General features: G+C 70.7%; 6 protein-coding genes. 2 read left to right on the top strand and 4 right to left on the bottom strand.

Features of this window, described 5'->3' with window-relative positions:
- Positions 1-76: 76 nt before the first annotated feature.
- Positions 77-1,525 (top strand): NADP-dependent phosphogluconate dehydrogenase, encoded by a 1,449-nt coding sequence (gndA, locus tag ABZ858_RS11130; protein WP_361375018.1) that lies wholly within the window; start codon positions 77-79, stop codon positions 1,523-1,525.
- 572 nt (positions 1,526-2,097) lie between these two features.
- On the opposite strand, the gene ABZ858_RS11125 is transcribed toward gndA, so the two are convergent.
- The 4 genes from ABZ858_RS11125 to ABZ858_RS11110 all read right to left on the bottom strand — a co-directional run bounded on the left by ABZ858_RS11125 (position 2,098) and on the right by ABZ858_RS11110 (position 7,136).
- Complete coding sequence (locus ABZ858_RS11125) at positions 2,098-2,775, bottom strand: arylsulfatase (RefSeq protein WP_361375335.1); 678 nt, start codon at positions 2,773-2,775, stop codon at positions 2,098-2,100.
- A 164-nt stretch (positions 2,776-2,939) separates the two neighbouring features.
- Positions 2,940-3,284: an N-acetyltransferase gene (locus ABZ858_RS11120; protein ID WP_361375016.1), complete on the bottom strand. Its 345-nt coding sequence runs from the start codon at positions 3,282-3,284 to the stop codon at positions 2,940-2,942.
- A gap of 40 nt (positions 3,285-3,324) precedes the next feature.
- On the bottom strand, positions 3,325-3,747 hold the full coding sequence (gene panD, locus ABZ858_RS11115) for an aspartate 1-decarboxylase (protein ID WP_361375014.1): 423 nt from the start codon (positions 3,745-3,747) through the stop codon (positions 3,325-3,327).
- 203 nt (positions 3,748-3,950) lie between these two features.
- Positions 3,951-7,136 (bottom strand): DNRLRE domain-containing protein, encoded by a 3,186-nt coding sequence (locus tag ABZ858_RS11110; protein ID WP_361375012.1) that lies wholly within the window; start codon positions 7,134-7,136, stop codon positions 3,951-3,953.
- Between the two features lie 540 nt (positions 7,137-7,676).
- On the opposite strand from ABZ858_RS11110, the gene ABZ858_RS11105 reads away from it, so the two are divergent.
- Positions 7,677-15,371 carry a ricin-type beta-trefoil lectin domain protein gene (locus ABZ858_RS11105; RefSeq protein ID WP_361375010.1) on the top strand — a complete coding sequence of 2,565 codons (7,695 nt, stop codon included), beginning with the start codon at positions 7,677-7,679 and terminating at the stop codon, positions 15,369-15,371.
- Positions 15,372-15,447 lie beyond the last annotated feature (76 nt).

The raw sequence follows: 15,447 nt of genomic DNA, 5'->3' as shown, positions 1-15,447 counted from the left end.
CAGGATGGTGGCACAGCACGGTACGGCAAAAACACGCGATCGATCGGATCTCTCAGATCTTCGAGGAGCACGCGGTATGAGCAGCACCAGCACCACAGCCCAGATCGGTGTCACCGGACTCGCGGTCATGGGCCGCAATCTCGCCCGGAACTTCGCCCGCAATGGCTACACGGTCGCGTTGCACAACCGGACGGCGTCCCGCACCCAGGCCCTGGTGAAGGACTTCGGCGAGGAGGGCGACTTCGTCGCGACCGAGAGCCCCGAGGACTTCGTGGCGGCGCTGGAGCGGCCGCGCCGCCTGGTCGTCATGGTCAAGGCGGGCGAACCGACGGACGCGGTGATCAAGGAGTTCGCGCCGCTGCTGGAGCCCGGCGACATGATCATCGACGGCGGCAACGCGCACTTCGCGGACACCCGGCGCCGTGAGCGGGAGCTGCGCGAGCAGGGCATCCACTTCGTGGGCACGGGCATCTCCGGCGGCGAGGAGGGCGCGCTGCACGGGCCGAGCATCATGCCGGGCGGCTCGGCCGAGTCGTACCAGTCGCTGGGCCCGATGCTGGAGAAGATCTCCGCGAAGGCGCGGGACGGGGCGCCCTGCGTCACCCACGTGGGCCCGGACGGCGCGGGTCACTTCGTGAAGATGGTCCACAACGGCATCGAGTACGCCGACATGCAGCTGATCGGCGAGGCGTACCAGCTGCTGCGCGAGGTGGCCGGGTACTCCCCCGCGCAGATCGCGGACATCTTCCGCACCTGGAACACCGGGCGGCTCGACTCGTACCTGATCGAGATCACCGCCGAGGTGCTGTCGCACGTGGACGAGGCGACGGGCAAGCCGTTCGTGGACGTGGTGGTGGACCAGGCCGAGCAGAAGGGCACCGGCCGCTGGACCGTGCAGATCGCCCTGGACCTCGGGGTGCCGGTCTCGGGCATCGCGGAGGCGGTCTTCGCGCGCTCCCTGTCCGGGCACGCGGCGCTGCGGGATGCCTCGCGCTCCCTGGCCGGCCCGAAGGCGTCCGCGCTGTCCGAGTCGGAGGCGGCGGCCTTCGCGGACCGGGTGGAGCAGGCGCTGTACGCCTCGAAGATCGTCTCGTACACGCAGGGCTTCCACGAGATCGCGGCGGGCAGCGAGGAGTACGGCTGGGACATCGACCTCGGCGCGATCTCCGCGATCTGGCGCGGCGGCTGCATCATCCGCGCGGCCTTCCTGGACCGCATCCGGTCCGCGTACGACGCCCGGCCGGACCTGCCGAGCCTGCTGTCCGACGACACCTTCGCCCAGGAGATCGCGGCGGCCCAGGACGACTGGCGCGAGGTCCTGGTCGCCGCGACCCGCCAGGGCGTGCCCGCCCCCGGCTTCGCCGCGGCCCTCGCCTACTACGACGCCCTGCGCGCCGAACGCCTGCCCGCGGCCCTCACCCAGGCCCAGCGCGACTTCTTCGGCGCGCACACCTACCGGCGCGTGGACCGCGACGGCACCTTCCACACGCTGTGGGGCGGGGACCGCTCGGAGGTCACGGCGTAGCGGGACCCAGGAGGGCGGCCTTCGGGTCACGGAAAAGCGGGACCCCGGGGGCCGGTCCTCGGGTCACCGCAGAGCGGAACCCAGGGACCGCCCCCGGTCTCACGTCATATCAGGTCAGGGGCGGTCCCGGCTCGGGGCTCGGCACCGGCTCCGGGCCCGGCGGGATCGGGGACGGCGAGGGCTCAGGGGTCGGCCGTTGCGGCTCGGGGTCCGGGGACGGCGGGGTCGGCCCGGGGCCCGGCGGTGGTCCCGGCACGGGCGGCGGGCCGGGGGCCGGCGGCTGAGGAGTCGGCTCCGGGCCCGGTACCGGCGGCCCGGGAGCCGGGGGCGGCTCGGGCGTGACGGGGTCGGGGTACGGCTGCGGAGGCTGGGGGTCGGGTCCCGGCGTGGGACTCGGCCCGGGGCCCGGGGTGGGCGACGGCGGTACGGGGTCGGGGTAGGGACTCGTCATGGCGTCCTCCGGCGGCTGGATCGGCCGAGTGGATCGGCGTCGGCTCTGGACTACTCCCCCGCCTACCCGGCACCCGCGCGGCCAGTCACCCGGCGGCGCGAGGACGAGGACCCGGCCGGGCTCATCCTGCGCCGCGGCCACGAGCCGGCTCCGCGGCCTGCTCCGTCCGTACCGCTCCCACCGCCCGCGCCGCCGCGGCGAGTCCGGGGCGCGGGCTGGACAGGACCGGGACGGAGGCCGTCACCAGCCCCTGCGCCGGGGCCATGGACGCCTGGGCGAGGACGATCACGTCGGCGTCCGTGACGGAGTCGACCGCGTCGGCCACGGCCCGCGCGTACCCCTCGGCGTCACCGGCTTCGAAGAGCGCCCAGGCACCGGGAACGAGCAGACGACGTATCGAGACGGTCCGGCCCGCGTGACGGGCCTCCTCCTCGACGAGTGCGGCGGTCGGGCCGAGGGTGCTCTCCACCGCGGCGGCCACGACCACCCGGGCCCCGGCGGCCACCGCCGCGGCCGCCATCGGCCGATCGACCCGCAGCACGGCCACCCCGGCCCCGCCCCCGGCCGCCTCCGCCACACCGCCGATGGTCGAGCACGTGCACAGCACGGCACGCGCCCCCTCGGCGGCGGCCCCCTCCACCGCCGCCCGCACCTCACCGGCCACCGCCCCGGGCCCGTCCCGCCGGGCCCGGCGCAGCAGCTCCTCGTCGACGAGGTGCCGCAGCCGCGGATGGTCCTCGTCACGCAGGACGTCGAAGACGGGGACGTGCACGGGCGAGGTGCGCAGGAGGACGAGCACGGGCGGGGAGGCGGCTCCCACCAGCCCTGGAACACCAGCTCCGGCCGACGCCGGAGCGCCGGCCCCGGCCGACACCGGAACACCAGCCCCGGCCGACACCGGAGCGCCGGCCCCGGCCGGTACCGGGTCACGAGATCCGGCTCCAGCCGCTGCCGGAGTACCGCTCAAAACCGACCCGGATGTACCGCGAGCCACTCCCGCGCGGCCTCCAGCAGCCCGGCGCCGGGCTCCGGGGCCTGGTCGCGGTGGCGTTCGGCCCACTGGACGACGTACGGGCACAGCGGCGCCACGGCGGCGTCCTCGCGCCGGGCGACGGCGTACAGCTCGCGCGCCAGCGAGCCCGCGATGCCCTCGCCCTCGTGGGCCGGCTCCACGACCGTGTGCACGGGGACCAGGGCAGGCGCGGGCGAGTCGAGGACGAAGTACTCGATACGACCCACCACTTCCCCGCTCGCGACCGCCTCCAGGCGACCGGCCGGCCGGTCGTCGCGGATCTCGACATCGCTCATCGGCAAGCTCCTCGTCACGGGGTCCGCGGTGGACCGCTGGTCAGGCCGGTACGACGGCCTGCGGGCTGCGCTCCTGGCCGGAGCCCGGCACCGGCGCGGACGGGTCGGCGCCCAGCGCCACGATCCGGTTATCCGCGTCGACGTGCACGACCCTCGGCTCCAGCGCCCGTGCCTCGGCGTCCGTCACCTGGGCGTAGCTGATGATGATCACCAGATCACCGGGATGCACCAGATGCGCCGCCGCGCCGTTGATCCCGACCACCCCCGACCCGCGCTCCCCCTCGATCACGTACGTCTCCAGCCGGGCCCCGTTGGTGATGTCCACGATGTGGACCAGTTCGCCGGGCAGCAGATCGGCGGCGTCGAGCAGCTCCGCGTCGATGGTCACCGATCCCACGTAGTGCAGGTCGGCCTGGGTGACGGTGGCGCGGTGGATCTTGGACTTGAACATGGTGCGCAGCATTCTGTGCTCCTAGAGTCGGCTCTCTGCCCGCTCGTCGCAGGTCAAAGGCGCCATTACTCTACAACGCGGCCTCCGTCGTCCGGCAGTGCGTCATGGCCGCCGTCATGCCCGCTGTCGTGCCTGCCGGCGCGGCTGCGACCGGGCCCCGGCCACCCCTTCAAGGGGTGGCCGGGGCCCGGTCGGTGTGCGGTGTGCCGTACGGGTCAGCCGAACGCCTTGATCGTGTTCCAGTTGACCGTCAGGACGGTCCGTACCGCTGCGTTGGTGTTGGTCCGGGACGGGTGGTAGATCCGGGTGTAGCCGTCCGAGGCGAGGCGGGCCCAGATGTCGGGGATGCCGTCGCCGGAGACGTCCGGGATGCCGATGGCCGTCGGGACGCCGGCCTGCGACCAGTTGGTGCCATACGGCTCGTCGTCGCCGGTCGCCGAGTCGGCGGCCAGCATGAGCGACTTCAGGTCGACGCTGCCGCCGACCGAGCCGGGCTTGCCCTGGCGCAGGTACATGCTGCCGCTGTCCAGGTTGCGCCACAGCAGGTCGGGCGTCTTGTCGCCGCTGATGTCGGCGACGTTGACGACCTCGCGGCGGCCCCAGGAGTCGTCGTTCATCAGGGTGGCCGCCCGGAAGGTCGCGCCGGTGTAGCCCGACAGCGTCCACAGCTGGGTGCCGGCCCGGAGTACGAGGTCGGGCAGCTTGTCGCCGGTGATGTCGCCGACGGCCTTGATCTGGGTCCAGGTCGAGGGCGCCGGGGCGTTCGACGGGAGGCGGACCTCCAGGCGCTGGGTGACGTCGAAGCTGCCGTAGCCGTCGCCCGGGTAGAGCCAGAACCGGCCGTCCGGGGAGACCGCGAACAGGTCGGTGGCGCCGTCGCCGGGGTAGGTGTCCTGGTAGTGGGCGATCAGGGCGGCCTTGCCGGTGGCCGGGTCGTACCAGTAGCCCTTCGGGTCGGTCTTCTTGGCACCGTCGTAGGAGGCGGTGAGGCAGTTGTACAGGTCGCCGTCCACGCCGCCTACGCAGTTGCGCAGGTTGCCGTCGGCGTTGACCACCAGCAGGTCGGGCAGGGCGTCACCGGTGGCGTCCATGGGAGCGTCCGCCGTGTCCCGCGGCGGCACGAAGAAGGTGTAGTCGGTGCGCTTGCTGGCGTTGCCGACGGCGTCGTACGCGTACACCTGAAGGGTGTTGGGGCCGGCGTGCGCGGGAGACAGCGCGCTGACGGTGGCGGCCCCGTTCGCCGCGGTGACGTCGACGGGGTTGTTGCCCTCGATGGACCAGCGGAACTTGGCCGCGCCCGTGGCGCTGAAGGTCACCGCGCCCTTGCCGCCGAACTTGACCGTGGCCCAGGTCTGCCCGTCGGGCGTGGCCTCGGGGAAGACGTCGCTGTCGACGGCGGGCTGGGGCGGTGCGCTGGCGTCGATCTTGAGCCGGCAGGGGTCGTCGCCCGGCGGGTAGTACGAGGAGACCAGGCCGCCGGAGTCCTCCGCGCGCACGTCCCACGAATAGGTGGCCTTGTCCTCCAGCGGGAAGGTGGCGGGGATGGTCACCGTGGCGGCGCCGCTGGAGTTCGTGGCGACCAGGGTGCCGGCCGGGACCGTGCCACCGGTCTTCCAGAAGCGGAAGCGCAGCTTGCTCAGGTTGCCGTCGGGGTCCTTGGCGGTGGCCGACAGCACGACGTTGGTCTTGCCGATGGTCAGGCCCGAGCCGCCGACGGAGCAGGTGCCGCCGGGCGTGGTCTTGCCGCCGGTGGGCTCGGAGGGTGGCCGGTTGTAGACGACCTCCATCGTGGCGCTGGTCGCCTTGAACTTGCGCCAGGTCTGCACGTCCGACTCGGTCGTGGCCCGCATCCCGAACGTGATGTTCGACCAGCCGCTGTCGGCGCCCTTCTGGGCGGCGTTCTTGACGTCGAAGTCCTCGTAGTCGTCGGGGCACGAGCTGGAGGACCAGCCGTGCGCGAAGGACTTCTTGTCCTGCACGGTGGACCAGCCCGGCTGCTTGTTCCACGTCGTACCGGAGGAGATGGCCCCGGTCAGGGCGAACTGGAACTCACGCGTGGTGCAGGACCAGGAGTGGTTGTTCAGGATCTTGAACTTCGCCGAGGAGATCGTGGCGCCCTTGAGGCTGCTGCTGTAGTTCATCCGCCAGAACGAGCGGGCGGTGCCGCCGGTCTCGTTCTCGTGGCCGACGCGGGCGTCGGAGGTGCCGGAGGAGAAGTTGGTGCCGTTCCAGAAGCTGGTGTTGGGGTAGGGCTTGTAGGCCACGGTCCAGCCCAGCCAGCCGCTGTTCAGGGTGGGGTCGACGAAGACGGGGTAGCGCGTGGCGGCGTCGGTGAACAGGCCGGTCCGCGTGGCGCGCACGTCCAGGCGGGCGCTCCCGGTGCCGTCGCCCTGGAGCGCGACGGGCATGGGGGCGCTGTGGGCGCCGGGCTCGACGCCCGTCAGGCCGGACAGCTTCAGGACGTCGGCGGGGGTGGCGGCCGAGGTGCGCGGGGTGCCCTTGCCCTCGTCGGGTTCGGGGTCGCGGCCGGCCGAGTCCCAGGCGAACGGCGTGGGGATGGAGCCGAGTTCCTTGCCGGACCTGTCCTGGACGAGGACGCGGCCCGTGGCGGCGTCGTGGTGGAAGACGGCCGTGGCCGAGCGCAGTCCGTAGGCGACGGTGGCCAGTGCCTTGCTCTGCGCGGCTTCCTTGTTCTTGACGATGAGCAGCTGGGCGAAGCCGCCCTCCTCGCGGGCGACCAGCAGCAGGTCGACGCCGGGCAGCACCTCGGAGTACAGGGCGCGCGAGCCGTCGAGTACGGGCTCGGGCAGGGTGCCGGGCCAGGTGTAGGCGACGGTGTGGCCGGCGATGTCGACCTCGGCCAGGACCGTGTCCCGGCCGTCCTCGCCGTCCTCGCTCCGCGGGCCCTCGGTGAGGGGGCTGCGGGTCAGGGAGCGGTCGGCGTGCGCGGACTTGGTGCCGCCGGCGAAGCGGATCGGCTGGGCGGCGTTGGCGGGCTGGACGCCCAGGCCGCGCGGGGCGCCCTCGACGCGGCGCAGCCGGTTGTCGATCGGCGCCCACGTGCCCGTCGCCGTCTTCGCCCGGGTCGGGGTGGCCGTGACGACGGTGCGCAGCTTGCCGTCCGGCTGGGCCCAGGTCTGGGAGGTGGCGGTGGTGGCGGTCTCGACGAGCACCTGCTTGCGGGTGCGCCTGGCCTCGGCCTGGGCGGCGCCCTCGTCGCGCGGGCCGGTGGCGGCCGGGCGGGCGTCGGTGGCCTTGCCGGCCTGGGGCGGTGAGCCTCCGCCGGGTTGCCACCACGGCAACAGGGCGGCGGTCAGGGCGGCCAGGAGGGGGCCGAGGGTGAGAGCCAGCCTGGTGCGCGTGCGCACGAAGGGGCTGAGAAAACGATGCGTCACGGACACGGCGGCGGTCTACTCCCGTGTGGACCAGGGCGGATGGGCATGGGCGCGCACACGATCACACGTTCGGCACATCGAGTCCACATATGAAGAATTTATGAAGTTGTGACGCTTGGATGGTGTGCGGTTGACCGAGCCTTGACGGCGCGCCTTGTGCGGCTTTTGACCACCCCGAGTGCGGCTCTTGGGGTGGATATTAATGATCTTATCTGATTCTTACCTGAAGATGACGGTCGCTCAACTCTCGCCCCGTGACGCAGAACACACGAATCCGTGGAACCTCCGGAGATCGATGTTGAACCGTGTGCCGGTCATGACGGAGGGTGCGGAGTCCATCTGTCGTTCTTTTCGCATGCCTTGGTGGGGTCGACGCGTATGCGCGCTCAAAGTCCACCGTCGTGGCTGAGGCGGTCCCGCCCAGCGACGACGGAGTCACCACGACGGCGTCGCCGGCAAAGCCGCGCGGCGACCGTCCTTCTGTTGTCCACGGCCTTGTTGGTGAGCAGTCTCGGTACGGAGGCCTGGGCGATACCCGGCCCCGGCATGAGCCGGGGGGAGGTCAAGCTCCCCGACCTGCCCGAGTCGACCGCCCTCCCGGCGGACGAGGAGGCCGAGAAGAACCTCACCACGGCGCCCGAGGTCCCGGTCGTCCCCTACGCTCCGACCGCGGTCACGCCGTGGGCGCAGGACAGCGGTGTCGCCACCCTGAAGGCGGACACCGCGCCGGGCACCACGGTCCCGGTCGACGACCTGCCGATCGCGGTGGGTGTGCCGGCCGGCACCGACCCGGCCGCCATCGACGGCGACTGGAAGGTCGACCTGGCCGCGCCGGCCGCGTCGCAGGACGCCGGCGTCTCCGGCATGATCATGAAGGTCACGCCTCCGGCCGACGCCGACCCGGCCGCCCAGGTCTCCATCGACGTGGACACCACCGGCTTCGCCGACCTGTACGGCCCGCAGGCCGCCACCCGCTTCGGCCTGGTGCTGCTGCCGAACTGCGTCATGGACGCGCCCGGCACCGGGGACTGCGCCGGCGACAGCGGTACGACCACCATGTCGGGCAAGACCGACAAGCAGCCCGAGCGGCTGCGCAGTTCGGTCGAGGTCGTCGCCGCCGACAAGGCGCCGACGAAGAACAAGGCCGCCGAGAAGGCGTCCCGGCGCAACATCCTCTCCGGTTCCGTGCCGGTCGCGAACCTGCTCGGCGGCGACGCCGGCACGAGTGCCGCCAAGTCCTCGGCCCGAACCGCCTCCTACCGTGACGGCACCGTGCTGCCCGTGGTGGACGCCTCGGGTCCGCAGGTCATCGGCGCGATGGACACGGGAGCCTCGGCCGGCGGTGACTTCACCGCCTCCCCGCTGCTGTCCTCTGGCGCCTGGGCGGCCGGCTCCTCGTCGGGCGCCTTCACGTACTCCTACGACGTGCAGGTGCCGGAGACCGCCGGCGGCCTGGCGCCGAAGATCTCCCTCGGCTACTCCTCCCAGTCGGTGGACGGCCGCACCTCGGCGACGAACAACCAGGCCTCGTGGATCGGTGACGGCTGGGACTACAACCCCGGCTCGATCACCCGGACGTACGCCAACTGCCGCGAGGACTCCAAGAAGGCCGGCTCCAACAACAAGACGCACCGCACCGCCGACCTGTGCTGGGGCTCGGACAACGCCACCCTGTCGCTGGGCGGCATGACCACCGAGCTGGTCTGGGACAAGGACCAGCACCAGTGGTTCACCGCCAACGGCGACGGCTCGAAGATCGAGCGCCTCACCGACACGGACGACGGCAACGGCGCCCGCAACGGCGAGTACTGGGTCGTCACGACCCGGGACGGCACCCGCTACCACTTCGGCCGGAACAAGCTGCCGGGCTGGACCTCGGGACAGCCGACGACCGACTCGGTGCTGAACGTGCCGGTGTACGGCAACCACGAGGGCGAGGACTGCTACAAGGCCGGTGACTGGGCCCACTCGTGGTGCACCCAGGGCTGGCGCTGGAACCTCGACTACGTCGAGGACATCCACGGCAACGCCATGTCCCTGTGGTGGAAGAAGGCGCAGAACTACTACGCCCGCAACTTCGACTTCAAGGCCCCGGTCGCCTACGACCGCGACGGCTGGCTCGACCACATCGACTACGGCCAGCGCAAGGACACCGTCTTCTCCGCGCCCGCCCCGGCCCAGGTGAACTTCACGGTCGCCGAGCGCTGCCTGCCCGAGGGCCAGCTGGCCTGCTCGGACGCCAACTTCGAGGACAAGGACCCGGGCAAGTACCGCATCTGGTACGACACCCCCGCCGACCTCAACTGCAAGCAGGTCACCTCCGGTTACAAGACGAAGTGCTGGAACGCGGGTCCCTCGTTCTGGAGCCGCAAGCGCCTGACGCAGATCCAGACCTCCGCGCAGCGCCGCACCGACACCACCGCCCGCCAGGTGGTGGACCGCTACGCGCTCACGCAGAGCTTCCCGGTCCTCAAGACCGGCCCCAACACGGCCCTGTGGCTGGAGTCGGTGCGGCGCACCGGTTACGGCCGCAACGGCAGCACGGACAGGAGCGCCACCACGAACGCGGTGCGCTTCGAGTCCAACGCCGAGGACATGCCGAACCGGGTGGCCCGGGGCCCGGAGGACCCGCGGCCCGGTTTCTCCCGGCTGCGCATCGCACGTGTCATCAACGAGTACGGCGGCGAGACCGTCGTCACCTACCGCAAGCCCGAGGGCGAGTGCGCCACCGGCACCGGCCTGCCCGGCAAGAAGGACACCGCCGCCCTCAAGGCGAACACACGGCTGTGCTACCCCTCGTTCTGGGCCCCGGACCCCGAGGTCGAGGACATCGACTGGTTCCACAAGTACGTCGTGGACTCCATCGAGGAACTCCCCAACGTCGACGGCGCGTTCGCGACCAAGACGGCGTACGCGTACAAGAACCCGGGCTGGAAGCTGGCCGACCAGGAGTTCACCAAGAAGTCGACCCGTACGTACTCGCAGTTCGCGGGCGTCGAGCAGACCACGGTGATCACCGGCACCGACGACGCGTCGATCGGCTCCAAGCGGTCCAAGGCGGTGACGAGGTACTTCCGCGGCATGGGTGACTCCGTGCCGGTGAAGGACATCACCGGCACCGAGATCGCCAAGGACCGCGAGGCCTTCGCCGGCCGTCTCGCGGAGGAACTGGACTACGACAGCGCCACCGACGCCGACACCGGCTGGGTCACCCGCAGCGTCACCGTCCCGGCGGCCACCGAGCTGGCCCACCGCGACCGCGACGACGGCCTCGACCCGCTGCGCGCCTGGCGCGTCACCGAGCCCGACGAGATCGCGTACACCAAGTCCTCCGGCACCGATTCCGACGACACCCGCACCGAGCGGGTCGTCAGGACGCACACCACCTACGACTCGGACTACGGGCTGCCCGTCCAGGTGGAATCACTGGGCGACACCGGCAAGTCCGGTGACGAGTCGTGCACCAAGTCGGAGTACGTGCACAACGCCGGCCGGAACATCATCGGTCTGAGCAGGCAGGTCCTGGTCTCGCCGACCACCTGCGCGGCGGCGGACTTCGCGGACCTGTCCACCCTCAGTGGTACCCGCACGGCGTACGACGGCCAGGTCTACGGTGCCGCGCTCGCCGGCACCACCGAGGGCGAGGCCTCCGAGACCTGGTCGATCAACGGTGCCGGCACGGGCTGGCAGTCCGACGGCACGACCGAGTTCGACGCCATCGGCCGCGTGACCCGCACCACGGACCAGGACCACAAGACGTCCGGCCTCCTCACGTACGAGCCGGCCAAGGGCCAGGTCTTCAAGGTCACCGAGACCAATGCGCTGGGCCAGTCCGAGACCCGCGAGGTCGAGCCCGGCCGTGGCACCACGACGAAGACGATCGACGCGAACAACCACGTCACGCAGGCCGAGTTCGACCCGCTGGGCCGGCTGGAGAAGGCCTGGGCCGCGGACCGCGCCCCCTCCGACACCGCCGTGCCGGACTTCCGGGCCGTGTACACGGTGCCGGAGTTCAAGGAGGGCGAGGACCGCAAGCCGTCCTACGTCACCACCTACACGCGCGGCTACAACGACCGCGTCGAGACCTCCGTCACCCTCTACGACGGCCTCGGCCGCGAGCGGCAGACGCAGGAGGAGGCGGACGGCGGCGGGTACCTGATCACCGACACGCTGTACAACAGCTCCGGTGAGGTCTGGCAGACCAACAACGCCTACCTGACGTACGAATCGAAGCCGGGCGAGCTGTTCTCCCCGCTCGCCGACACGGCCGTCCCCAACATCACGCGCTACACCTACGACGGTTCCGGCCGGGTGCTCCAGGAGACGCCGGTCCTCAAGGTCGAGGACCCGCTGACCCACGAGACCCAGTCCAAGGAGGTCCCGGACCGGGCCACCAAGTACGAGTACGGCCTGGACTGGTCCAAGGTCGACAACCCCGCCGGCACCTCCGACTACCGCGTCTACACCGACGCCCTCGGCCGTACCGCCCGCGTGGACACCTTCAACGCGGACGCGCCCGGCGGCTTCACGTCGATGCGCTATGCGTACGACCCCCGCGGCCGGCTGGTGAAGGCGGTCAACTCCGCCGACGCCACCCACCCGTGGAGCTGGACGTACGACCACCGGGGGCGTCAGGAGACCGCCACCGACCCGGACTCGGGCACCACGCGGACCACGTACGACGGCCACGACCGCGTACTCACCACCACCAACGCCCGCAACATCACGGTGTGGAACAAGTACGACCAGCTGTCCCGGCCGACCGAGCAGCGCCTGGGCAACGAGTCCGGGACACTGCTCGCCAACCTCGCCTACGACCTGGCCCCCGGCGGCAAGGGCATGCCCTACACCGCCACCCGGTACACCGACGGCCAGCCCTACACCCAGCAGGTCGACGGCTACACCAAGGACTACCAGCCGACATCGACCACGCTGACCCTGCCGACCACCGTGGCCTCCACCTGGGGCCTGGACCAGTCGTACACGTACGCGTACCAGTACAGCGACAACGGCATGCTGGAGGAGTCGACGCTGCCGAAGATCGGCAAGCTCGACAGCGAGAAGCTGGTCGTCCGCTACAACAAGGACGGCAAGCCGCTCTCCGTCTCCGGCAAGGACTGGTACGGCGCCGAGACGGTCTACGACCCCTACGGCCAGGTGCTGCGCTCCACGCTCGGCGCCCAGCCCTACCGGGTGTGGACGCAGTCGACGTACGACGAGTCCAGCGGTGAGCTGAAGGACCAGCAGGTCTACCGGGAGAAGAGCGACGACAAGTCCCTGGTCTCCGGCAATCTGGTCTCCAAGCGGTCCTACAGCTACGACCCGTCCGGCAACGTCACCTCCATCCAGGAGTCGGCCACCGGCATCGACGAGCGCCAGTGCTTCGCCTACAACCCGCTGGGTGAGCTGAAGACGGCCTGGACCGCCAAGGACCAGACCAGCTGCACCGGCCCGAAGAAGAGCGACGGCACGCTCGACGTGGCCGCCGGCAAGGACAACTCCGGCTACTGGCAGGAGTACGAGTACGACCTCCTCGGCAACCGGAAGAAGCTGACCGAGAAGGACCTCACCGGCGACACCGCCAAGGACGCCACCACCACCTACGCCTACGGCAAGGCGGACGGCACCCAGCCGCACACGCTGACCAAGGTGTCCAAGACCTACACCACCCCGCAGGGTGCGCAGGTCAAGGCGGAGGCGGAGCGGCTGTACGAGCTGACCGGCGAGACCAAGTCCGTCACCTCGGTCGAGACCGGTGACAAGCAGGACCTGACCTGGACCTACGACGGCCAGATCGACCGCGTCAAGGGCGCGGGCTCCGGCGGCAGGACCCCGTACGTGGGCCTGGCCGACAAGTGCCTGGACCTGAAGGGCGGCCTCGCGGTCGCGGGCACGGCGATCCAGCTGTACGGCTGCAACACCTCCCCCGCGCAGAACTGGCGCTTCAGCACCACCCCGGGCGGGACCGATCCCGACCAGGGCACTCTGAACGTCTACGACAAGTGGTGCGTCCAGCCGGCCGGCAACACCGCCGGGTCCGCCGTCCAGTTGCAGAAGTGCGACGGCTCGGCGGGGCAGCAGCTGAAGCGGAACGCTTCCGGACAGCTCACGCACACCGCTTCGGGCCTGTGCCTCGCGGTCAAGGACGGCACCTCGGCGGACTCCACGCCGATCGTGCTCGCCGCCTGTGACGGCACGAAGTCCGGGCAGCTGTGGGCGCCGCAGAACGACACCCGCTACATCTACGGCCCCGACGGTTCGCGACTGCTGACCGTCAAGGGCAAGCAGGCCACGCTGACGCTGGGCGAGGCCGAGGTCACCGTGCAGAAGGGCGGTGTGCTGGTCAACACCCAGCGCACCTACGACGCCCCCGGCGGGGCGGTCATGCGCTACGCCTACGGCAACGGCGGCGAGAAGCTGGTCGCGATCACCAACGACCAGCAGGGCAGTCCGTACGCCGAGGTCGCCCTCGACGGCGGGATGCCGGTGCGGGTCCGCAAGCAGGACCCGTTCGGCCACCAGCGCGGCACGGACACGGCCGGCGCCGGCCGCCAGTCGCACACCGGATTCCTGGGGTCGCCGCTCGACGACAGCTCGGGCTTCGTACCGCTGGGCGCCCGGCTGTACGACCCGGTGGTCGGACGCTTCCTGTCCGCCGACCCGCTGCTCGACCTGAACGACGTACTGCAGTCCAACGGGTACGCCTACGCGCACAACAACCCGGTGACCTTCTCCGACCCGACGGGTGAGGCCATCTCGCTGACCGCCTCCGAGCGGGCCGCCGCCCTGGCGGGCGCGGGTCTGTCCGCGGCGCAGGTCGCGCAGGCGCAGGCGATGCAGGGCAAGTCCATGACCTCGGTGATCCTGTCCGTGGCCTGGGAGACGCTGAAGGACTTCATCGGCATCAACGACGCCATGGCGTGCTTCGGCGGCGACATGTGGTCCTGCGTCAGCATCGCGGTGGACGCGATCCCGTGGACCAAGCTCGGCAAGATCCCGTCCGTCATCAAGGCGGTCAAGCGCACCATCAAGGCCGTCGAGTCCTTCAAGGCGGCCAAGAAGGCGGCCGAGATCGTCCTCAAGGCGGCGAAGGCCGCGGAGGCGGCGGCGCTGAGAGCCAAGAAACTCGCCATCGAACGCGCCAAGAAACTCGCGGCGCAGAGAGCGAAGAAGAGAGCGGCCGAGGCGGCCAAGAGAACCGCCGACAAGGCGGCGGACGCGGCCAAGAAGACCGGCAACCGGGTCCACAAGCAGGCTCAGGCCAAGGCGGCCCCGAAGGTGTCGTCGCACAGCTCCGGCGGCGGCGGAAAGGGCGGCGGCTCGAAACCGGGCGGCAAGTCCGGCGGCTCCGCCAAGAGCAACGGCGGGTCCAGCGGCAGCGGCGGTTCGGGCAAGGCCGGCGGAGGCGAGAGCGGCGGGACGTGCAACAGCTTCGTTCCCGGCACCAGGGTCCTGATGGCCGACGGCTCCACCAAGCCGATCGAGAAGGTCAAGGCCGGCGACAAGGTCGTCGCGACCGACCCGAAGACCGGTGAGCGCCGCATCGAGACGGTCACGGCGGAGATCAAGGGCCACGGCCTGAAGCACCTGGTCAAGGTCACGATCGATGCCGGCCCGAAGGGCGGCAAGACGGCCCAGGTCACCGCGACCGACGGCCACCCCTTCTGGGTCCCCGCACTGCACGCCTGGATCAAGGCCACCGACCTGCACGCGGGCGAGTGGCTGCGGACCAGCGCGGGCACCTACGTCCAGGTCACCGCGATCGAGCGGTGGACGGTACAGAACACCACCGTCCACAATCTGACTGTCGGCGACGTTCACACGTACTATGTGCTGGCGGGGGCCACGCCGGTCCTCGTGCATAACTGTGGTGAAGGGGATGGAAACCTTTATCGCGGAGTTCCGAACGGACACCCGAAGTATGACGATGCACTGGAGGGACGTGCTGTCCCGCACGGCGGGCATAGCGATCCCGGGCGTCACGCAGGCGGCAATACGGACAGTGAATTCACTTCCTGGACTCACGACTATGAAGACGTGGCTCTTGATGCTGCCGACGAGCTTGGCCCTGGAGGGATCGTGATGCGAATTCCGCATTCAAGTGTCCCGGCTGGGAGGGACGTGCAGATTCACGGAACTGCGCATGAGGTGTACGAGGAATCCGAGCACGCATTGCGTGGCGTGATTGAGGGCGCAGAGATCAGTATAGATAGGGGGCCGTGGCGCAGGCCCGGTGGATGACGGGCGACGCGCGGTCAGGGTATTGCTAGGGCGTCGGCCGCAGGCAGGAAAGTCTACGGATTCAGTGGAGGGTGTC

It is taken from the genome of Streptomyces sp. NPDC047017 (genome assembly GCF_040644175.1).
Classification (GTDB): Bacteria; Actinomycetota; Actinomycetes; order Streptomycetales; family Streptomycetaceae; genus Streptomyces.
Note: the sequence above shows the minus strand (reverse complement) of the source record. Positions and strands in the feature narration are given on the sequence as shown.